This window comes from Christensenellaceae bacterium 44-20, assembly GCA_041223705.1.
GTDB lineage: Bacteria > Bacillota > Clostridia > Christensenellales > Christensenellaceae > QANA01.
Map to the genome: position 1 here is coordinate 384,290 of JBCLQU010000001.1, position 21,547 is coordinate 405,836.

A 21,547-nucleotide genomic window follows, 5' to 3' on the forward strand; every position below is an offset into this window, starting at 1 on the left:
TCCCGTGCTTTCTGGTCGACAATACAAGTTATTTGCTGTAAGCGCCAATAGAGAGTTTCTATTGCTGATAAAAAAATATGCGGAGAAATGCGGCTTCTTTGCATCTGTGCAGTTTGCCTTCCATGGCGGCGAGGCTCTGGCGCAATTTGAAAAAATTCGCCCAGATATTATGATCATCGATATGATTTTGCCTGTGATCGATGGCTTAGGCGTTTTAGAGCAGATACGGGATCGCGGCGTCAAGGAGAAGACGAAGATCATCATGATCTCGGGTGTGAGCGAAGATTTCTTTATCCGCCGCAGCTTTGAGAATGGAGCAGATTACCTTCTTCAAAAGCCGATTGCCTATGAGGCATTCGTGGGCAGAGTGCGCGATCTGCTGGAAAAAGACGAAATTGAAGAGCGCATGGTTAGCTTTGTAGACGGAGAATCCTATCTGCCCATCATTACGAAGGTTTTGCTGAGCATCGGCCTCTCGCCGGATCTGAAGGGCTATTCCTATGCGAGAATGGCAATTCGCCTGGTGCTGGAGGATCCGAGTATGCTCAAATCCATCACGGGAAAGCTGTACGGGAAGATCGCCGAAGCGTTTCAGACCAATACAAAATGCGTCGAGCGCAATATCCGCCATGCCATTGAGACGGCCTGGAACCGCGGCAACATCACCTATATCGAAGAGCTGTTCGGCTATACGGTAGATGCAGAGAAGGGAAAGCCTACCAATGCGGCTTTTATCGCGACAGTCGCCGATTATATCAATATCAACCTTTTGCGGATCGATTAGAATATGCCATCTCCCTGCCTCATAAGATACCATGAGGCGGGGATTTTTTTGTTGCAAAAATTTGAAGATTTAAAAAAAGAATGGCCGGTTTTTGCATTTGGCTTTTTGCTCGTTACGCTTTCGCTGTCGGCGGGGCTTTCCAGCATCAGGCTGTTTGAGAGCGGGGTGCAAAAACAGATTTTGCACTCGGTTTTTGGGTATGGGATTGGAGTATCGCTTTTTGCGCGCTTTTTTCGCCTATGCTCCCAGAGAATGTTCGTTTGCCTGGCGCTTTATTGGGGGAGCAACACGCTGCTTGGCATATTCTTTGTTCTGCTGAGCAGTTTTGCCCTTTTCTGCGCATATGGATGCGCATGGGGGTGCATTTTTGGCGGATTATCCGGAATGAAAACCCTGCTCGGAGGCATTGTTTTTCTGCTTCAGCTGCTCATGCAGAGCATAGCAATCTCCTTGCTCTTTCTCATCTCCATCAGGCAGATAAGCCAGCAGCTGCGCGAAAGGAACATTCCAAAAAGCAGCGTGGAGCTTGGCAGGCAGTCTCTGCCGTATTTGAAACAATATGCAATTCACCTGGGCTATTGGGCAATTTTCGCGCTGATCGAAGCGGTATTGCTGGATGGAGTTTTTGAAGTGTTGGAATATACGCTATTTTAGCTGGAATAGAATGAAGAAAGCGGAATTTAGGAGAAATTGGTATGAATAAGAGTAGAAAATTTGTGAGTATTTTGCTGGCAGTTTTTTTCGTTGCCGCGGCTATGCCGATGATTACAGTGCGGGCGCAGGAATTTGAGTCGACAGCAAAGGCATATGCGCTGATCGAAGCAAATACCCGGCAGATCATCGCCAGCGAAAACGGCGATGAAAAATTTCATGCGGCCGGCCTGACGAAACTGATGAGCTACCTGCTGTTTTTTGAAGCTTTGGCTGATGGAAAAGTGCGTTCGGAAGACAGCGTCCGGGTTTCCCAGGAGGCCGCGAAAAAGGGCGGAACCAGCGTATTTTTGGATTCAGGCACCAGCTATTCCTTCGAGACGCTTTTAAAGCCGGCGATCATGTGCAATGCCAACGACGCGGTAACGGCGCTGGCTGAGCATGTGGCAGGAAACGAGGCGGCATTTGTCGAGCTGATGAACGCTCGAGCGAAAGAGCTTGGGCTCTCCTGCACGTTTGCCGACTGCACGGGCATCTCTTCCGAATCCCTGGTTTCGGCCAACGACCTGGCGGTCATCGCCGCGGAACTTTCCAAATACAGCGGCTTTTTCAAATACAGCGCCATCTGGCTGGATACCTTTACCCACGAGAGCGGCCGGGAGACCGAGATGAGCAACTCCAATGTCCTCATCAAAAACGACCTGTATGACGGCATGTCTACCGGCTCAACCCCCAGCTCGGGCTATAGCGCGGCAATTTCGGCAAAAAGCGGCGGTGGGCGGTTTATTGTCATTGTGATAGGCGATAAGGATACGGGCAGCCGTTTTAAATTGGCGGAAGAGCTCATCGGATATGCGATTGCGACGTTCGGCGTCAAGCAGATCGCGCAGCAGGGCGGGAAAGTCAAGACACTGCCAGTCGCCAACGGAGATGTGAAAGAAGTTGGAGTATATGCGAAAGAGGATCTGAGCATCCTATATAAAAAAGGCGAAGAGGGCAGCATTTCGACCAATATTCAGGTGGACGATCTGGCGGCACCATTGCAAAAAGGGCAGATTGTCGGAAAAATTGTGATAACAGCGCCGGAAGGTGAGATTTCTGTCGCCCTGGCAGTGGATCAGGATGTGAAGGAGCAGAGCTTTGGCTCGGGATGGCACCGCCTAATCAGAGGCTTTTTGGGGCTGACGGAGTATGCGGAGCCCGGAGTCGTGGCGCCCTAACCCCGAGACTGCGGCTTTTCCCGGGAAAAGTAAAAATTCTCTTGCAATTGGGATAGTTCCATGTTATACTACATTTTGTTGTATGATATTGGAGGTAGTGATTGATGGACGTTGTATCCCTCATTATTAAGATAGTGCTTTGCCTTTGCTCCTTGTTTCTCATTGTTGTGGTGTTGCTCCAGACGGATGAAAACGGCAACGCAAACAGCATGATATCCGGCGCGCAGGTTGGCCGTTCGAAAGCAAGAGGGCTGGACGCATTGCTCTCAAAACTCACCAAGATAGCGGCGGTTGTCTTTATGGTCTTGGCAGCTGCGCTGGTGCTGATTCAGAGATTCTTCTAAAAAAGATAGAAAACGCCTTTCCAATTAAAAGGCGTTTTTTTATTCCGTTCTATCAGGAGCAGATAGAGAGATAAAAATAAAAAAGAGGTTATATGCAGTATTACGACGAAATAAAAGAATATATTGAGGGGCAGGGAGTCGCCGACAGAGAGCAGATTCAGCAGCTTTTTCCGAATGCGGATCTTGCAGAGATCCTGCCGGCAATGGAAGAAAATGCAGATGTTTTATTGACGCGCAAGCGCAAATATGCCAGCCTGGCGCAGATGGACTATGTAAAAGGACAGCTGGAGATCAAGCGGGGCGGATTTGGTTTTGTGCGCGATGAGAAAAACGGAGACGTTTTTATCGGCGCATCTCAGCTGGGCGGCGCGTTTGACGGCGAAACGGTATTGGCCAAGATCGTCAAAACCGGCGGGAGAAACAGAGAAGGCAAGGTAGTCCGCGCGCTCTCTGCTTTGCCGTATCGGGTAACAGGGACGTTCGAAAAGAGCGCGAAGGCGGCATTTGTCGTCTGCGACAATGGGACAACGCCGGATGTCTATATCCCGCGTCAGGGCGGAAACGGCGCAAAAAACGGGCAGAAGGTTTTGCTTTCTATCACAAAGCGCGCCATCGGCTCTCAGGCACCGGAAGGCAAAATTGAAGAAGTTTTGGGATACCCCGGGCAGCCAGGCGTGGATATTTTAAGCGTGGCAAGGGGCTTCGGATTATACGCAGGTTTCCCGGAAGCGGTGCAGAAAGAGGCCGATGCTCTGGGAGAAACTGTTCTGGAGGAAGATTTAAAGGGGCGGGAACTTCTCTATGATAAGCGCATTTTCACCATCGATGGCGAGCACTCCAAAGATTTCGACGATGCGGTTTCCATAGAGCGGGTGCAGAACGGCAACGCGATCTTGGGTGTGCATATTGCGGACGTGAGCCACTATGTGCGAAAAGGGACTGCTCTGGATAAAGAGGCCCTCGCCAGGGGGACGAGTGTCTACTTGCTGGATCGCGTTGTCCCGATGCTGCCCGAGCAGCTTTCCAACGGGCTCTGCTCGCTCAATGAGGGAGTGGTGCGCCTGGCGCTTTCCTGCTTTATGGAGATCACGCCGGAGGGCAGGGTGGTATCGCACCGCATCGGCAAAACGGCAATCAAATCCTGCCATCGGCTGACGTATGGGCAGGTAAACCGTATGCTGGAGGAAAACGACCAAGAACTGATAGCGCAGTATTCGGATATCATCGAGGATTTGCGCCAGATGCAGGAGCTCGCACAGAATATGCGGGCGCTGCGTTTCCAGAAGGGCAGCATCGATTTTGAAGTTGGGGAAGCGGAGATCGAGCTGAATAAGGCAGGCAAGCCCGTCCGCATCGCTTTGCGCGAGCACCGGACAGCGGAAAGGCTTATCGAAGAGTTCATGGTAACCTGCAACAACACGGTAGCGGAGATCTTCGCTCAGGCAGAGCTGCCCTTTATTTACCGCATTCATGAAACGCCGGATGAAGAGCGCATCCGAGAGCTTTCGATTTTTCTCTCCAATTTCGGATACCGCCTGCCGGCAGGAGAGAAACTGCGGAGCAAAACGGTGCAGACTGTGTTGGAAAAGAGCAAAGGAACCAGCGCCGAGAATATCATCAACCGGGTAACGCTGCGTTCCTTGAAAAAGGCGCGCTACAGTACGGAAAACGCCGGACACTTTGGCCTGGCATCGAGCGCTTACAGCCATTTTACTTCTCCAATCCGGCGCTATCCGGATTTGGCGGCGCACCGGGTTATTACGGATTATATTGAGGGCACGATGGATTACCAGCGTTTAGAGCAGCTGGAAAAGGAGCTTGTGCAGATTTCCAAGCACTCCAGCGAGCGGGAGCGCAACGCCATCGATGCAGAGCGCCAGGTCGACGCCATGAAAAAAGCGGAGTATATGCAGCAGTTTATCGGGAAAAGCTTTGATGCTGTGGTATCCGGCGTCGCAAATACGGCGATTTTTGTGGAGCTGGAAAACACGGTGGAAGGCGTGATTCCGCTTTCGGAAATTCGCAGCGACTACTTTGTCTATTTTAAGGAGCTATACTGCGTGTTGGGAGAGCGCACCAAAAAGCGCATTAATCTGGGCGATAAGGTCAAAGTAAAGGCAAAGAGCGCCGATGTGGAGCATGCCCGCGTAGAGTTTTCGCTTGTGAGCTTCCCGCGGGAGGAGCGGAAAGAAAAGAGCGCAGAGCAGAAGCAAAAGGCAGGGAGGAAGAGAAATGGCAGAAGGAATCAAAATCGTCGCCACCAATAAAAAGGCACGGCATGATTTTTTTATCGAGGATACCTATGAAGCTGGTATTGAGCTTTCGGGCACGGAGGTAAAATCCATCCGGGCAGGAAAAGTGAATTTAAGGGACTCCTATGCGCAGGTTAAGGGTGGGGAGATGTTTTTGCACAATGTGCATATCAGCCCCTACGAGCAGGGCAATATTTTTAATAAAGATCCGCTGCGCTCCAGAAAGCTGCTCCTGCATAAGGCCGAAATCGCAAAGCTGATGGGGCTGACCACGATCAAGGGGTATTCCTTGGTTCCGCTCAGTTTTTATCTGAAGAATGGCAGAGTGAAGGTGCAGCTGGGCCTGGCGCGCGGCAAGAAGCTCTATGATAAGCGGCAGGATTTAAAGGAGCAGGCTGTGCGCAGGGATGTAGAGCAATCGGCAAAAATATCCATACGCTAAAAGTTGCGCAAAGCAGAAAAAAAGCATATAATAAGATATGCTTTTCCTGGGGCCGTACTGGTTTCGACGGGGATTGTTTTTGGTAGATAAGCAGGCCGCAGTGCCCAAAGCTGCGCTAAAAAAGTGGGAATTAAATTTAAACGCAGATAATAACTACGAATTAGCTGCTGCTTAAGCAGCTCGTCTAACCAGGCCCCTCCCGCCCGGCCTGGGGTGACGCCAATTATGGCGGGGAACTGCTCCATCTGCAGTCTTGAGGATGGATGCGGATTTGCAAGACTACCCGATGGCTTCCAGCAAAAAAGGTACGCCAGAGGGGAATGCCATATTTTTTGCTAAGCCTGTAGAAAGTTTATCACGAAAATCTTCGGACAGGGGTTCGACTCCCCTCGGCTCCACCACGAAAAACCGCTTTGTTAAGCGGTTTTTTAATGCCAAAATTTGTTTGGGGCACTTTTTGGGACACTTTTGGGACACTTTATAAATATGAAAAGAGGCAACGTTCAGAAAGATAAAAGCTATCTTTCATATGGAAAGGAAATGATAGACCCAGAGTTATCCTCTAATATCGCGCGCACAGTGTTATCTATAATATATGCCAACTGCTGGGAATCATCTTCCAGCTCGCCTCCATAGAACTCAAAGGAATCAAAGTCTTTGCTATGTCCAGCCATAATTTTTAATAGCTCAACAGGATTGCTTTTATTGATTGCAAAATAGGTATGCCGCATTTCATAAAGTGTGCGGGGAGTAAGCCCGTGAAAATCGCGGTAGCGTTCCCAATTTGCGCGGTAGGTTTCATACACTAAGTGTTCTCCGTCTCGGCCAGGGAAGAGAAAAGGGCTACAGACGCTAGCTTCTTTCAGCATTTGCCTCTGAGCTTCAATTTCCTGTATGGCAAGCTCAGGCAGAATAAAATTGCGGATAGCATTAGCATTTTTGCCTTGGGTAAATTCTCCGTGCACATTGATAGAGCCGCGCAAATAGCAGCGCTTCCCTTTGATGTCGCGCTTGTCCTGAATATGCGCCAGCTCACCCGGGCGCAGGCCAAGAATAACGGCCACTCGATAGGCGTGAATATACCAATCCTGAACGATTTTTCTGTTATATTTGGTGGTATCTTCAGAAAATAGAATTTTAAGGTCTGATTTTTGAAGAGGAAGTTTTTTGTTCTTTGCTGCTTGTTTTGGAATATACAAATCCTCAGGGCGCAGCGTAGAAACGCCGCATTTTCTGGCATACTTTAAGAAAGTCATGAGGCAGGCACGAATTTTTGTCAGCGTCTTATGAGAGAGATGGGTATGGTTTTCGCTGACAGGGTGAGCGTATGCATTGAGGATAATGTCCTGTAAATCCTGCTCAACTAGACTGGACACTCGACGAACGCCGTAGGACGGATAAACATAGCCGTGCAAATAGCGTTCATACTGACTATAATAGTCTCGGCTGGTGCCAGCCAGCTTCAGCTCTGTAATCCATTTCATCCCTAATTCTTTTACTCGAATATTGTATGGTATCTCACTAGAATCTTTGCCAAAAGCAGCTTCACGGCGCTTATCCGTCAGCCACTTTTTTTCTTGCGCCAGACAATCTTTGAATCCTCGTGCACCAGGCACATAGGAGCGGAAGGTTTTGCGCTCTCCGTGATACTGCTTCTTGTGATACCAACAACCTTCCTGTTCATTCCAGACAGGCTCTGCCGCATTTCTTCTGTTTTTTGCCATAAAAATACTCCTTTTATTTTCCCGGCCCTCATGGTAAAATAAAAGGGCAGGGAGATGGATAGGTATAAAGTGTAATGACTGTAATCTTGCATTTGCGTTTCCGCTTCCGCATCGCGTCTGTCTGGTTGCCGCCGGACAGGCGCTTTTTTTATTTCTTATTTTTAATCTTTGTCAGGCAAGCATGATTTACAAGGCTCTAGTCCTAAAATTTCCGCTTGTCCCAATGTAGTAGATAGAGTAGGGCGGCCTTTGATGTGCGGACAGCCCGAGTTGTGATACTTATCGCCGCTGGCCGTGTAATACACGACCTTGTTCGGGTCTGCATCTGATGAAGTACTGGCGGCAGGAGCAAGTGCAGGGTATATGTTTGTGGCTTTTGCTTTTCCCGTGCTAAATCCGATAAAATATCCGGCAGCACACACCATAAATGCCAAGGCCGAAACCAAACTAATTACACGAGTAAAACGAAAACGAGGTTTTAAAGCCGTGAATGCTATGGCAAATGTGTTGGCTTCCTGCTCATGTTCTGGAGTAAGAGCGTCGAGGGGGTGGCCTAATAGGATATGCCCCAATTCGTGAGCGAGATATAGCGTATAATCGTTAGCGCTTAAATTGGCATCTATTGCAACAAAGCGTGTAACCTTATTCTCATATGCAAAAGATGCTTTGCCGTGTGAAAAGTCATCTAGGTTTAGCGTATGAAGCATTTCGTTTCCATTGCCACCTTCACCCATTGTAATAACCAGCCATCCGTGCTTTTTGAGATAACTCATGCAGATGTCGCGTGGTGTCATTTCATCAACAGAATCAAAATACGTGCGCCCAACCAGCTTTTTAATCTCACTTTTTTTCATACTTTCCTCCGGGTAATATAATTAAGTTCGTTAACTATACCTTATCAGAAAGTACATGGATATTGCGCTGGTAATTATTTACAACTCATCCTTGGCCGAGCGCCGCAGAAGCTCTTCAAGAGCTTCTTTTGATACGGGGATTCTTGCAGAATCACCGCCGAAGGCCGCGGCCTCACCATAAACATTATCAAGATAGCTATCGTTTTTGGTAGGCATGTTGTAAAGATTCTTTTCTTGCGCCTTCTTTTCTTTTTCTATTTCTTCCAATCCGAGACGAATAAGTTCGGTAGTGGCTTCTGAGCGTGTTTGAAAGCGGCGCTCGAATCGAAAATCTTCAATCGCTTTAAACATCTCATCGTCTACGGAAATCATATATCGTTGTCTCTTTGTCGCCATAATATTGCCTCCTTGGTGTATATAATATCATGGTGATACACTGATGTAAAGATACAATTTTTAAAAAAGTTCTTGACAGGTGTATCACTGATACTCTATAATGATATCAACAGCAAGAGATACAGTGATACACTGGAAAGAGAGGTGAATTTTATGACTATGAGAACTAAAAGGACAATGGTTACCTTATTGCCAGAGTGGGAGCCTGTGCTTGACCAGTTAAAAAAAGAAAAATTTTATAACGACACTCAGGCCGAAATGCTGCGCTTTCTTATAGGGAAGGGGATAGAAGCCATAGAGACCGAGAGCACAGCAAAGAGAAAAGCACAATAAAAGGCCGCCCACGAGGAGCGGCGGATAAGGCCAGCGGAACCTATGGCTTGCAGACTTTGCAAGCATCACGACCTTGTGAAAGTGCTGTTCCATAAGAAACTTCATGGCCGTTTCCTTTCAAGGTAGGGCAGGTTTCGCGGTGATATTTGTTGCCCGTTTCTCCAATCCATACTGTGACAGGCGTGTCGGCTGGTTCCGGCGTAGGTGTCGGGGTAGGCGCTGGCGTGGGTGTTGGCTCTGGCGTAGGCGTTGGAGTAGGTGTAGGGTTGAGTGTCGGAGCAGAAACAGCATCCGGTTTGCGTGTCGAAGAGGCCTTGCGCGTAGGAGAAGGCGCAGGTGTATCATCAGGCAAAGGTGTTGGTTCTTCACTGGGCGATGGTGATGGCGAAGGAGATGGAGAAGGAGAAGGCGATGGTCTCACGCTGGGTAGCAGTGATGGAGAAACTGATGGTGAAGGTGAGACAGATGGCGAGGGCGCGGTAAAAATAGCATTCAAAATCTGCCCGAGCAACACAATAAGCAACACACTCAAAATGGCAGCGACAAAAATGTATTTCTTCTTCATGGCAAAAATTCTCCTTTATGATGCCATTATGAAGGATTCTGTAAAAAAATGGAATATAGCACGGTTTAATGGTAGGCAAAGAACAGGAAAAAGGGACAAGCAAAAAGCCTCCTGTGAGGGAGGCAATAAAGTTAGTGCCGGGTAGGGTTATCAGAGCGGCCGACAAGATAGTCAAGAGAGACATTAAAGTAATCAGCAAGAATGAGAAGAGTATCCAAGCTAGGCCGTGCAGAGCCATACTCAAAACGCTGCAAAGATACTACAGATATGCCGAGTATTTCAGAAAGCTGCTTTTGGGTAATGTTGTTCATGGTTCGCAAAGTTCTAATACGTTCACCGATTTTGCCCATAAATTTAGCCATGTCAAGCCTCCAAAGATTAAAAAATACTTGACACAACATAATGTGTAGTGTATGCTAAGAGCAGAACACAACATAATATGTAGTGTTACTAAGAAAGTGAGGGAGGGTAGTGCATAACACAAAACTTAAAGTAAAACGACAAAAAACAGGCTTGACGCAAGTGGAAGTTGCAAAGCAAGCCAATATTACTGAAACAAGCTATCAGCGTATAGAGTACGGCACGCAAAGGCCGAGTTTAAAAACCGCTATGCTGATAGCAAAAGTCCTGAACAGCACCGTGGAAGAGTTGTTCTAGGCAAAGGATAACACAGGATTAACCAAATCGTCAATTGAATGAGGGTAAGTGATGGAAAGCAAGCATTTTTTTAGAAAACCAAAAGAAAACATAGCAATAAAGTTTGCACAAACAATTGTGCAACTCGCGAACCAGGAAGGTATCAAAATCAGAGAATTAGAGAGAGCGTGCGAGCTAGCTATTCTTCATTGCCGAGAAGCCTTGGTTCCCACTCTTCAATATCCGAAAACAAACCAGGAGAATTGAGAAGTCCAATATACATTTCAGTAAAGGTTTCTGCTAAGAATGATGAGTCTTCTAAAATTTGGGGATGGTGTAGTGCTATCGGTATAGTTTTTTGGCGCAAAGCTTCGTCATATTGAGTTTTCGTATAAATTAAAGCTAAATCATAAGCAAGCTTACATGTATTCATAAGGAACCTCCTATTCAAGATATCGAACAGCATAGCTTAAGAACTATTCTAAACACAGAATAACACGGCGGCGGGTAGGCCGTCAAATGGAAAGGAGACAAGCATGGACTACGCAAAGCTAGGGCAAGCACTCATGATGTTTGTGCAGACGATTTGTTTGTTACGAATCCTGAAAAAATTGGATAAGAGATAAGACAAACCCGCCAACAGCACAAATCCAAAGAATTATGTTGGAAATTATCTTGAGAACCTTCCTAAAGCGAGAGAAAAAGAGTTTTATCTTTTCTTTCAAGCGATATGCAACATATCTTTTATAAGCCTTTTCGTTTGGCCTTATGAAAGGAAGCAAGGAATCTTTTTTCATAATACAATACCTCTCTACAATGATTTTATTATGAAGGATATTGTAAAAAAATGGAAGTAAATACAGTTTAATATCAGGCGAGAGAGCTTAAATAGGAGGAAGAAATGAAAAAGAAAAATTTTGAAGAGACACTACAAAAAATACGTGAAGGTTCTGAAGGAACGCTTAGAGGTTTTATTAACAAGGAGGCGCTGAGACTGTTTTGCGAAACCAAAGATGAAATGGTCGCAATAGAGGCGTTGAAGCTTTTAGAAAAAGGCATAGACCGATAGGCCTATGCCAGTGAAAGCTACTTGATGGAAATCTTACCATTTCCATCACCAAAAGATAATTCCGCGTTTGTGATTTCGAGAGAAGTAATTAAAGCGTTGGCTTGCTCGACTAATTCAGAATCTTTGTCAAGATTGAACCTTTCATTACAATAAAGCGTTCCAACAGAAGTCATTGCAACTAATCTGACGCTAAGTGTATTCGATTTTCTAGGTTCATCAAACCACCCGGTAAAAATTTCTTCATTAGAACCAAATACCTTTACCTGAATACCGGAAGCTTTGAAATCATTGATAACGGAACAAAATTTATCTAAACCTATGATGCGTAGCATGAAACTACCTCCTTTCCTTAAATTTTTTGTGGATAAGAAAAGGATAGCAGTATTTGTAAAAAAGTGGAAGCAACCACAATTTAATATCAAGACAAAGCGTCTAGAAAGGAGGAAAGTATGGCAAATAGAGAAGTCAACCTGAAACTGAAAATTGAACAGCTTGAGGAAATAAAAAAGTTGCTGTCCGAAATAGATGTTCTAGTAAAACAAATATTCGGACAGCATGAGAGCTAGAATTCTAATTGATTAGCAATGTATTCTTCAAAAGCACAATCGAGCATATCACTCCAAGAATTAAAGCTAGAAATGCTTCTGATATACTGGTCAAATTCTTCTTCTGGTATGGCGATAAAATCCTCTTGTGTCTCAACCTTAAAACCGCTCTTGTCTAAAAGTTCATCAAAGGAACTGAGTGATGATGTGGTTTGCAAGAATTCAGGCGTAAGGATTTCAGCCATATCAATCCCGGCAGGCGTTGAGAAATTCTCCAGTGTTTGTAAGGTAGCGCTAATAGAATCTTGAATTTCATTGATGCCCGTTATTCGTAAAGTAGTTTTTTTCATTTAATTCCTTTCATAATTTCCATTAAAGGAGGTAGTTAAAATGTACTCTAATCTTAAATCCGCAATGCATGCAGATAGGATAGAGATTGTAGACCTTGCTAATGTGCTAGGGCTACACAGAAACACAATCAGCGGAAAAATAAATGGAAGACAAGATTTTCTTGTTGCCGAAGCGATGGCCATTCACTCGGAATTCTTCTCGAGATATGACTTCCGCTGGCTGTTCAGAAGGAGCTCATAATTATTTGCCCTTCTTGGTCTGAGATAATGCGCTACCTGCAACAGATTTGACCTTCTTGGAGTTGCTATTTTTAAGAAGGTCAGAGGCCTTAGAAGCGACAGCCTTACTGGTTTGTCTTTTGTTAGCCAATCCACATACTCCTTTCTGCTGTATTTACAAGATTCAAAAAATAGGTTGTGTACACAATATCTTGTATGCTGTGCAGTATATCATATACTTTGAGTTGTCGCTTGATTTTATTTGTAAAATAATTGTAAACGGGGGCGCGGGGCTATAAAGAATTAAGAATTTTAGAACGCAAAAGAGTATTTAGAAAGGAGGAAACAATGAAACGTTATCCATATTTAAAAGAGCGGCTTTCACAGCTGGATATTCAAAGAAGAGACCTTGGCAAGCATCTCGAACGGTCTGATGGATACATCACTTCGCGTATGCAGGGTAAAGGAGACTGGACGATTACCGAGATGTACAAAATCATGGAGCTCATTGGGGAGCCAGAAGAATATCTGCATCTCGTTTTCCCGAAAAATAGGAAAACTGCAAAAAGCTATGAAGAGGTATTGGCAAGAAAAGCAAGAGCTGGATCGGGAATGCTCCCGCAAAACATGTGCGTGGTCCTGATGCCGGCAGACGAGCTAAGGCAAGCACAAAGTCAGCAAGGATTACGGTTAGTAAGATAGGCGGCAAGCAAATGCAAGATTACAGAATTTAATAAAAACAAAGGAGGAAACAACATGAAAGTATTAGTCGGAGTAGAGAGCGGGTACAAAATGACGCTGGGGTATGCACAGGCTCTGCGTGAGGCAGGCTGCTATCTGGAAATGGACAGCGATGGCAATATCTGGGTGTACTGCGAGAGAATGCAGCAGGCGCAATAAAAAAGAGCCGCTTGCAGGCGGCTCAAAGGGATACAAGGTATCCGATACTCAACAATTTCAGGATACCACAAAAAAGCAAAGGAGGCAAGCTTTGCATTATATAAGAGCGTTAAGAGAGCAGGCTGGATTGACCCAAGCACAAGTCATAAACGGATACAACGGCAAAATGACAATTCCGCTGTTCAGCATGATAGAGCATGGAATTGTCCCCGCGCCGCCAGAACTGGAAAAATACGCGCTGGACATGATTGCAAGGCAGAGGGTACAAATAGACCTTTCAAGCCATCACAAGGAAAATACAAGGTTTATAAATGCCGAAAAGCACATCCTGCCGCATATTGGGACAGGCAGGGAAAACGCGACGCGAAGGATATTCCTTCGCTCCATGTCCGGGATGAAAGACAGGGTTATGAGAAACGGTATCGCGCTGCTGCGGGAGGAATACCCAATCCTGAACTTTCAGGATGGCCGGGGCTACTACCTAAGCTATGACCCGGCGGAGCTGATGCAATACCGAAATCAGGAGATGCACCGCATCCAGAGCGCGTTCGCGGCACTTCGGGGCATAGACAAAGTATTGGAGGGAAGAAAATGAGCAGAGAAGAGCTTTTAGAACTGCTTGCGCAAATGGAGCAGGAGCGGCTTGAGCTTATCAAGCGGGCAGAGAAAGCGGCCAAGAGAGAGAAGATTTGGTATGAGCTCTGGAGGGAGAAATATGGAGAAACAGGAGATGTGTTTGATAAAGTTTCCGAAATATAAGGGACGGTACAGTGGCCTGCATTTTAGCAAAGGGTGCTGCCAAGCAACACTGCGGATGGTGAAGGAGGAAGAGCGATGACACTTTACGAGCTGTCTCAAAAGTACCTGGATTTTCTAAGCTTCATTGAGAGCGAAGAAGGGGAAATGCTGCCGGATGAGGCTGTTAAAGATACGCTGGAGTCCATTCAGGAAGCGATTGAGGATAAAATGGATAACATCGCCTGCTTGTATAAAAATCTAAGCGCGGAGGCGGAGGCTATCAAGGCCGAGGAAAAGCGGCTGGAGACGAGGCGAAAATCCAAAGAGAACACCTGCAAACGGCTAAAGAATTATCTGTACAGCGCGATGTTGAGCACAGGAAAGAAGAAATTGGAAACACCCAGAAGCGCGCTGAGCTTTCGCACCAGTAGGTCGGTAGAGGTAGAAGATGGATTTCTTGCTTGGGCAAAAGAAACCGGTAGAGAAGATTTGCTGGTTCAGCAAGAACCGAAAGCGAACAAGACGGAGATAGGCGTGCTGCTTAAAACCGGCGAAGTTATCCCGGGCGCGCAGCTGGTCGAGCGGCAGAACTTGCAGATTAAATAGGAGGAGAAAATGAAAATTTATGAAGCGATTCCGGCCATTATGCAAGAACTTGGAGCCATAGAAAAGGGAAAAAGAAATGTTAAGCAGGGGTTTATGTATCGCGGCGTGGATGACGTGATGAACGCGCTAAATCCGTTGCTTGCGAAATACAAAGTGTTTGTCGTGCCAGAAGTGCTGGAACAGACCAGAGAAGAACATAAAACAGCAAAAGGAGGCCTGCTCATTTATTCAATCTGCCGTGTACGGTTTACCTTCTGGGCGAGCGATGGAAGCAACTTACAGACAGTTGTCATCGGGGAGGGAATGGACAGCGGAGACAAGGCGACCAACAAGGCCATGAGTGTGGCATTCAAATACGCCTGTTTCCAGGTGTTTTGTATTCCGACTGAGGAAATGCCGGACCCTGATTCGGATTCACCCAGCCCGACACCCAAAGAGCAACTGCTCTGCCCGAAATGCGGCAAGCCCATGAAAGCGTGCAAGACCAGAGACGGCAACCACCTTTCAGCGGATGTGGTGCTGGAAAAGTACGGCATGTGCGGGGACTGCCTGAGACAGCAGAGCAGGGCAAACGATGAGAGTTCCGATTGAGCGGGAGCAAAGGCCGCCGGGGCCGTATGAAGAGCACCACGTCTTTGGCGGCCCTTGCAGGAAATGGAGCGAAGAATATAACTGCGTGATATATCTGCCGCCCGAGGTGCACCGCGGGATAAACGGGATTCACCGAAACAAAGCATTCCGTCTGCGGGTACAGCAGGAGTTTCAGCGGCGCCTTGAGATGGCTGGATGGACACGCAAAGAGTTCATTGATACGTTCCTGAAAAGCAGGCTATAGGGGGAGAACATGGACGGATACGAGCTGATAGAACAGTTAAGTCAGAAGTCAGCAATGATGGATAAGGCGCTGGAAGCGACAAAGGAAAGAGCAATTTCCAGTGCTAGAACTGAAACAGCATACCGCACAGCCCTTGCAAAAGCGATGCTGATAGAACGGGAAAGGGGAACGCCAGTCACCATCATTTCTGACATTTGCCGAGGGCAGGAGGAAATAGCGGCGCTAAGGCAGGAGAGAGATATTGCTGAGGCGCTGTATAAGGCGGCGCGGGAGGCAATAAACGTATACAAGATTCAGACCAATATCTTGCGGGAGCAAGTTGAAAGGGAATGGGGCAGAGGATGAACTACATCGCAGAGCTGAATGCGTTTCACGATTATTTGCTGTTAAACCAACTGTCCACAAGCGAGATTGCTTTATGGCACGCACTGGTGCACATAAACAATAAGACTATGTGGAAAACCGAGTTTGCAGCGAGCAATCTGATATTGCAGCAGCTGACTGGACTGAGCATATCCGGCATCACTTCCGCGAGGAACAAGCTCAAGCAGCGTGGCATCCTGGAATATGCTCCCGGAAAGGCCAGACAGGCGGGTAAGTATCACCTATTCCATTTTTCAGAAACGGAATACGAACAGGCATGGGCGCAAAGTGAGGATGGGAATGAGCGCGGTATTCGTGCAGGAGTTGATAGCACATTAATATACATAAACAAAAACAGAAACGAAAACAAGAAAGAAAAAATACAAAAAAAGAAAAGCTTCACTCCGCCCACGGTTGAACAGGTAGAGGCATACTGCCTTGAGAGAAAAAACAAAGTGGATGCTCAGAGGTTTGTTGATTACTACACCGCCAATGGGTGGCAGGTTGGGAAAAACAAAATGAAGGACTGGAAAGCGGCAATACGCACCTGGGAGCGCAACACATATTCCAGTAGGATTGATGACAAAAAAGACGCGGCCGTTCTGACGGATGGCAAGTTTAAAGGGATTCTTTACTAGGAGGAGAAAAATGGGTTTTGTAGGTGCATTTGACAGCATCGAAAGGGCATCAGAAAAGCAAATTAAGGCAGAGCAGGGAGACTATATCGTCGATGGGCTGCTTTACTGCGGGAAATGCCATACGCCAAAGCAGGCCAGAGTAGTTATTCTCGGGTTTGAGAGAACGCCGATGTGCCTTTGCAAGTGTGCGGCTGAAAGAAAACAGCGGGAAGCGGAGGAGGAAAAGCGAAGGGAGTTTGAAAGGCGGGTGAAAGAACTGCGCTGGGCAGGCTTCCCGGAATCGCAGATGGAGCAATGGACTTTTGAAAACAGCGACAGCCCGAATAGCCAATATAGCCTGATTGCAAAGCGGTATGTTGCAAATTTCGCACAGATGCGGGCCGACGGCAAAGGATTGCTTCTGTTTGGAGATGTGGGAGTGGGGAAAACCTTTCTGGCCGCGTGTATCGTGAACGCCTTAATCAATCAGGGCGTCCCATGCCTGATGACGAACTTTGCAAGGCTGACAAATACCCTTAGCGGGATGTTTGAGGGAAAGCAGGAATATATCGACAAGCTGAATAGTTTCCCGCTGGTTGTGATAGATGACCTGGGAGCGGAAAGAGATACTGAGTATGTCGGAGAGATTGTGCACAACATCATTGACAGCAGATGCAGGGAAGGATTGCCGCTCATTATTACAACGAATTTGGACGGAAAAGAGCTTGAGAATCCAAAGGATATACGGAAGAGGCGCGTTTACTCACGCTTGTTTGAAATGTGTATTCCGGTCAAATTCGGGGGCGAGGACAGAAGGCAGGCGGGGCTAAAAGAAAACTTCGGCAGGTATGCGGATGTATTGGGGCTGTAACGGGATTTTGAGAAAGCAGGGAAAAGAGCAAGTGGTTACAGGGAAATAGGAGGGTGCCGATAATGGGAAAAGAAAAAAAGCGTACAGAGGTTGAGCTGCTGAGAGGGCTTGAGCAATTATGCCGAACCGTCAAGTATTATAAAACCGACATGCAGTTTGTTGGATTTATACGCAATGAGATGGAAAGTACACTTGACCAACTGACACAATATCGAAAGGAAAAAGAACAAGAAAAACTGGACCGAAGAAAGGGAAAATGAATATGAACAAAGTGTTTATCATTGGCCGGCTGACAAAGGCGCCGGAGCATAAGACAACGCCAAACGGCGTAAACGTGGCGACCATGAGCGTAGCGGTAACACGCCGCATGAACCGGGAGCAGGCTGATTTCTTCAACGTCATCGCATGGCGGGGACTGGCGGACAACTGCGCGAAATATCTGGTGAAAGGACAGCAGGTTGCGGTGGCTGGTGAACTACGCACTCGGTCTTACGAGGCAAACGACGGCTCAAAGCGCTATGTAACGGAAATTCAGGCAGAGGATATTGAGTTTCTGGCTAAGCCCGGAGCAGCAAACGCCAGCGCTGATACCTTCGGAGGGATGCAGGAGGTAGACTATGAAAGCGAAGAAGAGCTGCCCTTCTGAGGCTGTCCACCAAGCTGTCCGGGAGTTTATGCAGGAATATCATCTGAAAACCTTTCCGACGCAGCAGCTGTTGCGGGAATGCGGAAGAGGTGAGCTGTACCGGCAGATAGAGAATATCGGCGGGAGCATAGACTGTGCAAAGCAGATGGGCATACCAATGAGCAAATACCAGGTATGCAGGCGCAAGCGAAGCGGGTCCCTATGCTGGAGCTGTAAACATGCTGTGCCAAATCCGCGCAAAGGAAACGGCTGTGAGTGGAGCATAGACTTCCGCCCGGTACGCGGATGGGAAGCAACTAAAAAAGAGTATCGAGTGCCAAAGTGCAGCGAATTGATGATAAGCTACCACGTTCAGGCCTGCCCCAAATTTGTGGAGGGCTAGGAATGCTGGAATACACAATTCCATATGTGCCGCCCAGCCTGAATCAATTTGCCGGGAGGGAAAACATATGGGAGTATCGGGCACTCAAAAAAACGCTGGGCAGAGCTGGTGGTGATATATTGCAGGCCAAGGCCAAAAGAGCCGATAGCGCGGGCAATACTGACGCTGACCTATCACTTTGCGGACAGACGGCGCAGAGACCCGGACAATTATTCGGGTAAGATGATACTGGACGGGCTGGTGCAGGCGGATATTCTTCTGGATGACAGCTTTGACAACGTCGAGCTGCGGCTTAAAAAGGGCGAGCCGGACAGGAAGAATCAGCGCACAGTCATTTGGATAGAGGAGCAAAAATGAATCTATGCAAGGGATGCAGATATTACAGAAAGCTGGGTAATGTGGACGCACCGCTCAAAGCCTGCCACTACTGCTATGATACGGGAACGCCAAGAGGCTGTCCGCCGGAGGAATGCGATAAAAGGGAGGAGGGCGGCCGGAGGAGAAGCAGGCAAGCACCGATGACGATAGCGCCGCGAGCAAAACAGGAGCAAGGACTGATACAGACGATAAGGCCGGGAAGAGAAGAAAAATGAAATTGGACTATGATGTTGTGTTTCCTAAAGGAAGAACGAAGCAGATGAATATGACACGGAGGATGCTTGAAGATTTTTCAAAAAGCGGGCAAGAAGTAGCAGAAGTGGTTGCCTTCAAAGATTGCTATAAGAATCAGGCCAGCGCATATAGCGGGTATCGGCATGCGCTAGAAAAAATGGATTTGAGAGGGAAAGTTGCAGTAATAACGAGCGGCGGAAGGATATTTCTGGTAAAGCTGACAGGAGGGAAGCAATGAGCAAATTCAAAGTAGGCGACACGGTAATGGTTCGGGATTGGGACGATATGGTGAGGGAGTATGGAGTTACTATCTCGGGAGGTATAAATGTTACATATCCCTTTTTTGACAGCATGCGTGGACTATGCGGTAAGATTGCAGAAGTAGAAAAGGCAGATGATTTTTTTAGTTATGTTAAGTTGTCAATTGATTCTGAGCGGTGGTTTTCAGATGAAACACTTGTCTTAGTGGAGGCAGCAAAAGAGACTCCAGCATCCGAAGAAAAAACGGATGAGGAGCCAAAGGCCTGCCCGCTTTGCGGAGGTAAAGTTGAAGCATACACAGGCAAGCACAGAGTGGAACGAAAAAGCATTTTTGTCGAGAACATAGTCCGCTGTAAGGATTGCGGGTTAATGCTAAAGCGGCAAACAGAGATTAGATGTAAAAACGGTGGTGCAGAAGTCATTCACGATGGATATGCGGAAGTCATAGCGGATTGGAACAGGAGAGCAGGCAATGAGAAGCCGATGTAGCGGCCGGGAGGAGAAAAATGAAAGTATTCACACAAGAAGAGTATGATGCGATAGAGCGAGATGAATTTGGGATTAAGCGGCTGCCGAAGGGGGACTACACACAGATTGTTTTAGATAAGGGATTCCATTTGGTGGCTGATTGGTGCAAGTTCGGCGATTGGTGCAAGTTCGGCGATTGGTGCAAGTTCGGCGATGGGTGCAAGTTCGGCGCTGAGTGCAAGTTCGGCGATGGGTGCGAATTCGGCTCTGTGTGCAGTTTTGGCTCTGTGTGCGGGTTTGGCGACTGGTGTGAGTTCTGCACTGGATGCAAATTCTGCACTGGATGCGGGTTCGGAAACTGGTGCAAGTTCGGCGATGCGTGCAATTTTGGCGCTCTGTGCGAGTTCGGCGACTGGTGTGAGTTTGACACTGTGTGCAAGTTCGGCGATGGGTGTGAGTTTGGATACGGGTGCGAGCTGGACGATTTGTGCAAGATTGGCGCTGGTTGTAAGCTGGGCAGGAGATGCAAGTTTGAAGAGTCTTTTGTTCACGGCAAGAACACCTCATTTGAGGGTGGAGCAGTAAAAAACGGCACATTCCTGAAAGTTAGCCGCATTGAAAGCGAGATGCAAGACGCATATTTTTTCATTGATGAAAACGACAAGTTCTTTGTTCGAATCGGGTGTTGTTCCAGCGACATGGATAGTTTCACTGAGTACACGCATCATGTATACAAAGGAGCGTGGTATGAGCGTCAGTATCTGGCCGCTTGTGAGTATGCCAAGGCTGTGTTGCCAGAGATGCTTGAGGAGGTAATCAATGGCTAAAGAGTATATAGAGCGTGGAAAATTAAAAGATGAACTTATAGACCTTACACCATATGCAATGTGCAATGCCCAGATAAATAGCGATATTGATATGTATACTGTAATGGGCATAATTGACGAACAAACAGTATCTGATGTGGTGGAAGTGGTGAGATGCAAAGATTGTAGTAGCTATAAACAAGATAGTCCAGGACTTGGTTGGTGTCCTGTAGTTGAGTTTGTGCGCCTAGATAACGATTTTTGCAGCTATGGAGAGAGGAGAGATAGCAATGAGGCTGATTGATGCAGATGAAGTGTGGAGTTTGATAAAGGACTATGGACATAAGGCTATTGATGATGGCCAATTTATCCTGCGTGTGGTGGATGTAATTGTAGATATTTTGCGGATTATTGATAGTGTGTCCACAGTAGATTCAGAAGCGGAAATAAGAGTGCAGTTAAAGGAGGTACAGTAAAAAGCGGCCTTGACCCGAAGCCTCAGCCGCCTTTCCCATCTATTCTATAAAATATTATATCACGCAGGGAGACGGAGGGCAATCAAATGGGAACTGGAAAAAACAGGGCGGCAATTACAAAGCGGGAGCTATCGCAGCTGTACTATCTGAGCCGTGAGATTGAGCAGGACAGAAAGCGGCTGGAAGAGCTGGAGGCCGCGGCGCAGGGAATCACACAGCAGATAACCGGGATGCCGCCGGCAGGAGGAGCGGGAGACAAGGTAGGCAAATATGCGGCCGAGATTGCAGACCTTAGGGCCATCATTGAGCATAAGGTACAGCAATGCTGGTATGAGCTGAACAGACTGAATCGGTTTATCGCGTCAGTGGAGGATAGCCAGATGCGTCAGATTCTCACGCTACGATATATTAACCATATGACCTGGCAACAGGTGGCAAATGAGATGGGAAACAACAATACTGCAGATAATCTGAGAATGCAGCACGAGAGGTTTTTAGCCCGGTAACTTTGTTCGTTTTGTTCAGTGCAGGTATGGTAAACTGGTATCGTAGCAAGATTGGCATGGAAGCTACCTCCTTTCG

Annotated in this window: 37 protein-coding genes and 1 other RNA gene; 31 read left to right on the forward strand and 7 right to left on the reverse strand. The window is 47.1% G+C overall.

The features are described 5' to 3' along the window. Positions 1-4 precede the first annotated feature (4 nt). From spo0A to ssrA, 7 genes are all read left to right on the forward strand, one after another. A complete protein-coding gene (gene spo0A, locus AALG83_01990; protein ID MEY8381927.1) occupies positions 5-784 on the forward strand; it encodes a sporulation transcription factor Spo0A in 780 nt (259 codons plus the stop codon). Between the two features lie 384 nt (positions 785-1,168). Continuing rightward, positions 1,169-1,438: a hypothetical protein gene (locus AALG83_01995; GenBank protein ID MEY8381928.1), complete on the forward strand. Its 270-nt coding sequence runs from the start codon at positions 1,169-1,171 to the stop codon at positions 1,436-1,438. A gap of 41 nt (positions 1,439-1,479) precedes the next feature. Continuing rightward, complete coding sequence (locus AALG83_02000; protein MEY8381929.1) at positions 1,480-2,655, forward strand: D-alanyl-D-alanine carboxypeptidase family protein; 1,176 nt, start codon at positions 1,480-1,482, stop codon at positions 2,653-2,655. 104 nt (positions 2,656-2,759) lie between these two features. Further along, positions 2,760-2,999, forward strand: a complete 240-nt coding sequence (secG, locus tag AALG83_02005; protein MEY8381930.1) for a preprotein translocase subunit SecG — start codon at positions 2,760-2,762, stop codon at positions 2,997-2,999. A gap of 92 nt (positions 3,000-3,091) precedes the next feature. Continuing rightward, positions 3,092-5,266, forward strand: coding sequence for a ribonuclease R (rnr, locus tag AALG83_02010; GenBank protein MEY8381931.1), 2,175 nt, complete (start codon positions 3,092-3,094; stop codon positions 5,264-5,266). Beyond that, on the forward strand, positions 5,232-5,693 hold the full coding sequence (gene smpB / locus AALG83_02015; protein ID MEY8381932.1) for an SsrA-binding protein SmpB: 462 nt from the start codon (positions 5,232-5,234) through the stop codon (positions 5,691-5,693). The genes rnr and smpB overlap by 35 nt, the downstream gene beginning before the upstream one ends. A 48-nt stretch (positions 5,694-5,741) precedes the next feature. Continuing rightward, positions 5,742-6,094: a transfer-messenger RNA gene (gene ssrA / locus AALG83_02020) on the forward strand. 117 nt (positions 6,095-6,211) lie between these two features. Here the strand turns inward: ssrA and AALG83_02025 are convergent. The 3 genes from AALG83_02025 to AALG83_02035 form a co-directional block, all read right to left on the reverse strand. Further along, positions 6,212-7,417 carry a hypothetical protein gene (locus AALG83_02025; protein MEY8381933.1) on the reverse strand — a complete coding sequence of 402 codons (1,206 nt, stop codon included), beginning with the start codon at positions 7,415-7,417 and terminating at the stop codon, positions 6,212-6,214. A 161-nt stretch (positions 7,418-7,578) separates the two neighbouring features. Then, positions 7,579-8,271 carry an ImmA/IrrE family metallo-endopeptidase gene (locus AALG83_02030; GenBank protein ID MEY8381934.1) on the reverse strand — a complete coding sequence of 231 codons (693 nt, stop codon included), beginning with the start codon at positions 8,269-8,271 and terminating at the stop codon, positions 7,579-7,581. A 78-nt stretch (positions 8,272-8,349) separates the two neighbouring features. Continuing rightward, positions 8,350-8,667 (reverse strand): ribbon-helix-helix domain-containing protein, encoded by a 318-nt coding sequence (locus AALG83_02035; protein ID MEY8381935.1) that lies wholly within the window; start codon positions 8,665-8,667, stop codon positions 8,350-8,352. 177 nt (positions 8,668-8,844) lie between these two features. On the opposite strand from AALG83_02035, the gene AALG83_02040 reads away from it, so the two are divergent. Together AALG83_02040 and AALG83_02045 are read left to right on the forward strand one after the other, a co-directional pair. After that, the gene (locus tag AALG83_02040) at positions 8,845-9,000 is read left to right on the forward strand and encodes a hypothetical protein (protein ID MEY8381936.1); all 156 of its coding nucleotides are present in this window, start codon (positions 8,845-8,847) and stop codon (positions 8,998-9,000) included. Between the two features lie 266 nt (positions 9,001-9,266). Continuing rightward, a complete protein-coding gene (locus tag AALG83_02045; protein MEY8381937.1) occupies positions 9,267-9,710 on the forward strand; it encodes a hypothetical protein in 444 nt (147 codons plus the stop codon). Here AALG83_02045 and AALG83_02050 read toward each other — a convergent pair. Continuing rightward, complete coding sequence (locus tag AALG83_02050) at positions 9,697-9,927, reverse strand: helix-turn-helix transcriptional regulator (GenBank protein ID MEY8381938.1); 231 nt, start codon at positions 9,925-9,927, stop codon at positions 9,697-9,699. The two genes, AALG83_02045 and AALG83_02050, sit on opposite strands and share 14 nt — an antisense overlap. A 109-nt stretch (positions 9,928-10,036) precedes the next feature. On the opposite strand from AALG83_02050, the gene AALG83_02055 reads away from it, so the two are divergent. Further along, complete coding sequence (locus AALG83_02055; GenBank protein ID MEY8381939.1) at positions 10,037-10,222, forward strand: helix-turn-helix transcriptional regulator; 186 nt, start codon at positions 10,037-10,039, stop codon at positions 10,220-10,222. Between the two features lie 178 nt (positions 10,223-10,400). Here AALG83_02055 and AALG83_02060 read toward each other — a convergent pair whose 3' ends face one another. Beyond that, positions 10,401-10,634 (reverse strand): hypothetical protein, encoded by a 234-nt coding sequence (locus AALG83_02060; GenBank protein MEY8381940.1) that lies wholly within the window; start codon positions 10,632-10,634, stop codon positions 10,401-10,403. A gap of 468 nt (positions 10,635-11,102) precedes the next feature. Between AALG83_02060 and AALG83_02065 the strand changes: the two genes are divergently transcribed. Beyond that, positions 11,103-11,270 (forward strand): hypothetical protein, encoded by a 168-nt coding sequence (locus AALG83_02065; protein ID MEY8381941.1) that lies wholly within the window; start codon positions 11,103-11,105, stop codon positions 11,268-11,270. Positions 11,271-11,287: 17 nt separating this feature from the next. Here the strand turns inward: AALG83_02065 and AALG83_02070 are convergent, their stop codons facing one another. Both AALG83_02070 and AALG83_02075 read right to left on the reverse strand, forming a co-directional pair. Then, positions 11,288-11,602, reverse strand: a complete 315-nt coding sequence (locus AALG83_02070; protein MEY8381942.1) for a hypothetical protein — start codon at positions 11,600-11,602, stop codon at positions 11,288-11,290. Positions 11,603-11,832: 230 nt separating this feature from the next. Continuing rightward, a complete protein-coding gene (locus tag AALG83_02075; protein MEY8381943.1) occupies positions 11,833-12,165 on the reverse strand; it encodes a hypothetical protein in 333 nt (110 codons plus the stop codon). 567 nt (positions 12,166-12,732) lie between these two features. Between AALG83_02075 and AALG83_02080 the strand changes: the two genes are divergently transcribed. The 20 genes from AALG83_02080 (at position 12,733) to AALG83_02175 (ending at position 21,471) form a co-directional block, all read left to right on the forward strand. After that, positions 12,733-13,086, forward strand: a complete 354-nt coding sequence (locus AALG83_02080; GenBank protein MEY8381944.1) for a hypothetical protein — start codon at positions 12,733-12,735, stop codon at positions 13,084-13,086. Positions 13,087-13,140: 54 nt separating this feature from the next. Then, the gene (locus AALG83_02085) at positions 13,141-13,284 is read left to right on the forward strand and encodes a hypothetical protein (GenBank protein MEY8381945.1); all 144 of its coding nucleotides are present in this window, start codon (positions 13,141-13,143) and stop codon (positions 13,282-13,284) included. Next, positions 13,238-13,879 (forward strand): hypothetical protein, encoded by a 642-nt coding sequence (locus AALG83_02090; GenBank protein ID MEY8381946.1) that lies wholly within the window; start codon positions 13,238-13,240, stop codon positions 13,877-13,879. Before AALG83_02085 ends, AALG83_02090 begins: the two co-directional genes overlap by 47 nt. Beyond that, positions 13,876-14,043, forward strand: a complete 168-nt coding sequence (locus AALG83_02095) for a hypothetical protein (protein MEY8381947.1) — start codon at positions 13,876-13,878, stop codon at positions 14,041-14,043. The genes AALG83_02090 and AALG83_02095 overlap by 4 nt, the downstream gene beginning before the upstream one ends. 75 nt (positions 14,044-14,118) lie before the next feature. Beyond that, positions 14,119-14,628, forward strand: coding sequence for a siphovirus Gp157 family protein (locus tag AALG83_02100; GenBank protein ID MEY8381948.1), 510 nt, complete (start codon positions 14,119-14,121; stop codon positions 14,626-14,628). Positions 14,629-14,637: 9 nt separating this feature from the next. Next, on the forward strand, positions 14,638-15,219 hold the full coding sequence (locus AALG83_02105) for an ERF family protein (protein ID MEY8381949.1): 582 nt from the start codon (positions 14,638-14,640) through the stop codon (positions 15,217-15,219). Next, entirely contained in the window at positions 15,203-15,463 is a 261-nt protein-coding gene (locus AALG83_02110) for a hypothetical protein (GenBank protein ID MEY8381950.1), read from the forward strand. Before AALG83_02105 ends, AALG83_02110 begins: the two co-directional genes overlap by 17 nt. Before the next feature lie 9 nt (positions 15,464-15,472). Further along, positions 15,473-15,808 carry a hypothetical protein gene (locus AALG83_02115; protein ID MEY8381951.1) on the forward strand — a complete coding sequence of 112 codons (336 nt, stop codon included), beginning with the start codon at positions 15,473-15,475 and terminating at the stop codon, positions 15,806-15,808. Continuing rightward, positions 15,805-16,464, forward strand: a complete 660-nt coding sequence (locus tag AALG83_02120; protein ID MEY8381952.1) for a hypothetical protein — start codon at positions 15,805-15,807, stop codon at positions 16,462-16,464. The genes AALG83_02115 and AALG83_02120 overlap by 4 nt, the downstream gene beginning before the upstream one ends. Positions 16,465-16,474: 10 nt before the next feature. After that, positions 16,475-17,314: an ATP-binding protein gene (locus AALG83_02125; protein ID MEY8381953.1), complete on the forward strand. Its 840-nt coding sequence runs from the start codon at positions 16,475-16,477 to the stop codon at positions 17,312-17,314. A gap of 62 nt (positions 17,315-17,376) precedes the next feature. After that, on the forward strand, positions 17,377-17,574 hold the full coding sequence (locus AALG83_02130; GenBank protein ID MEY8381954.1) for a hypothetical protein: 198 nt from the start codon (positions 17,377-17,379) through the stop codon (positions 17,572-17,574). A gap of 2 nt (positions 17,575-17,576) precedes the next feature. Continuing rightward, positions 17,577-17,960: a single-stranded DNA-binding protein gene (locus tag AALG83_02135; GenBank protein ID MEY8381955.1), complete on the forward strand. Its 384-nt coding sequence runs from the start codon at positions 17,577-17,579 to the stop codon at positions 17,958-17,960. Continuing rightward, on the forward strand, positions 17,932-18,342 hold the full coding sequence (locus AALG83_02140) for a hypothetical protein (GenBank protein ID MEY8381956.1): 411 nt from the start codon (positions 17,932-17,934) through the stop codon (positions 18,340-18,342). Before AALG83_02135 ends, AALG83_02140 begins: the two co-directional genes overlap by 29 nt. A 111-nt stretch (positions 18,343-18,453) precedes the next feature. Continuing rightward, on the forward strand, positions 18,454-18,699 hold the full coding sequence (locus AALG83_02145) for a hypothetical protein (GenBank protein ID MEY8381957.1): 246 nt from the start codon (positions 18,454-18,456) through the stop codon (positions 18,697-18,699). A 232-nt stretch (positions 18,700-18,931) separates the two neighbouring features. Continuing rightward, entirely contained in the window at positions 18,932-19,192 is a 261-nt protein-coding gene (locus AALG83_02150) for a hypothetical protein (GenBank protein MEY8381958.1), read from the forward strand. Then, positions 19,189-19,704: a hypothetical protein gene (locus AALG83_02155; GenBank protein MEY8381959.1), complete on the forward strand. Its 516-nt coding sequence runs from the start codon at positions 19,189-19,191 to the stop codon at positions 19,702-19,704. The genes AALG83_02150 and AALG83_02155 overlap by 4 nt, the downstream gene beginning before the upstream one ends. A gap of 17 nt (positions 19,705-19,721) precedes the next feature. Then, positions 19,722-20,510 (forward strand): hypothetical protein, encoded by a 789-nt coding sequence (locus AALG83_02160; protein MEY8381960.1) that lies wholly within the window; start codon positions 19,722-19,724, stop codon positions 20,508-20,510. Further along, entirely contained in the window at positions 20,503-20,793 is a 291-nt protein-coding gene (locus tag AALG83_02165; protein MEY8381961.1) for a hypothetical protein, read from the forward strand. Before AALG83_02160 ends, AALG83_02165 begins: the two co-directional genes overlap by 8 nt. After that, positions 20,780-20,965, forward strand: coding sequence for a hypothetical protein (locus AALG83_02170; protein ID MEY8381962.1), 186 nt, complete (start codon positions 20,780-20,782; stop codon positions 20,963-20,965). The genes AALG83_02165 and AALG83_02170 overlap by 14 nt, the downstream gene beginning before the upstream one ends. Before the next feature lie 86 nt (positions 20,966-21,051). After that, the gene (locus AALG83_02175) at positions 21,052-21,471 is read left to right on the forward strand and encodes a DUF1492 domain-containing protein (protein ID MEY8381963.1); all 420 of its coding nucleotides are present in this window, start codon (positions 21,052-21,054) and stop codon (positions 21,469-21,471) included. The last annotated feature ends 76 nt before the right edge of the window (positions 21,472-21,547 follow it).